This window comes from Hyphomonas sp., from assembly GCF_040882205.1.
Classification (GTDB): Bacteria; Pseudomonadota; Alphaproteobacteria; order Caulobacterales; family Hyphomonadaceae; genus Hyphomonas.
In genome coordinates this window covers 1-1,281 of record NZ_JBBEBT010000055.1, presented here as the reverse complement: position 1 = coordinate 1,281, position 1,281 = coordinate 1, and the positions used below count along the sequence as shown (strand labels likewise).

The window sequence follows — 1,281 nt, the reverse complement described above, 5'->3', positions numbered from 1 at the left end:
TTGATGAGGGCGACGCGGATGTGGATTTCGGCGGTTTGGCGGTCCGGATCTCTGGCGGCGATGCGGTCTCCGAAGGCTTTTAGGCAGCGCATCTTTGCCTCGGCCCTGCTTCTGACATGGTAGCCGTTCCGTCGTTTCCAGGCTGCACGACCTTCTTCGCGAACGTCGCGCAGGATTGCGTTTCGCGCGATTGCGGCCGGGCAGTCCTCACGCCAAAGCCGCCCGTTCTTGCGGATCGGGATGATGGCTGTCGCCCCATGCTCGAGAATGGCTGTGTGGCAGCGGCGGGTATCGTAAGCCCCATCCGCCGTGACCGACCCGATCTGCTCATCCTCAGGGATCTGGTCGAGCAGGGCAGGCAGTGTCGGGCTGTCACCCTCCCGGCTGGAGGTGAACTCGACCGCCCGGATGTCGGATGTGGCCGTGTCCATGGCCAGATGGACCTTGCGCCATTGACGCCTGCGCGAGGGGCCGTGCTTGCGGGCGTGCCATTCCCCGTCGCCAAGGAACTTGATGCCGGTGCTGTCCACCAGCAAGCTCAGAGGGCCGTCGGCGCGCCGATAGGGGATATGGACGGCGAGCGTCTTCTGGCGGCGGCACAGCGTGCTGTAGTCTGGCACGGGCCAGTCCAACCCAGCAAGCTTCAAAAGTGCCCGCACCATGCCAACCGCCTGGCGCAGCGGCAACTTGAACAGAACCTTGACGGAAAGGCACAGCTGGATCGCCACATCCGAGAACACCGCAGGTCTGCCCATCTTGCCCAACGGCTCCGCGAGCCAGTCCATCTCGGGGTCAATCAGGATCAGCATCGACCCACGCCGCTCAAGGGCACGGTTGTACATGGGCCAGTTCGTGGTACGGTAGCGGGGAGGTTGTGGCTTGCTCATCCCAGCCGTCTAACCCACTGGATTCCCCAAGTGAATCCTCAAACTTTGGACTTGTGCAACAACGCCTCGTCAAGGCTTTCCCAGCAGATCCTTCAGAACAACCCTCGCCATTGGGCTTGAACCAGTGGCGCCTCAATAGCTCGATCCAGCATGACATCTGCCACAATGCGCTTCAGTTTCGCATTTTCGTCCTCGAGTTGCTTAAGCCGCTTGGCGTCGGACAGGTCCATCCCGCCATACTTGGCCTTCAGCTTGTAGAACGTCGCGGGGCTCAGCCCATGCTTGCGGCACAACTCAGCCGTCGGCAAACCAGCCTCCTGCTCCTTGAGCATCCCGATAATCTGCGCCTCGGTGAAACGTCTTTTCCTCATGTCGTCTGCTCCTTCTGGTTGGG

1 protein-coding gene and 1 pseudogene are annotated in these 1,281 nt (G+C 61.6%); both read right to left on the bottom strand.

The window, feature by feature from the left end; translation table 11 throughout:
• Window positions 1-887, bottom strand: an 887-nt coding sequence (locus tag WEA77_RS02590; RefSeq protein WP_368066303.1) for an IS5 family transposase, incomplete at its 3' end; no start/stop codon positions are given.
• Window positions 888-1,030: 143 nt separating this feature from the next.
• Window positions 1,031-1,258: pseudogene (locus WEA77_RS02585) on the bottom strand (transposase); the annotation flags it as partial.
• Between the last annotated feature and the right edge of the window lie 23 nt (window positions 1,259-1,281).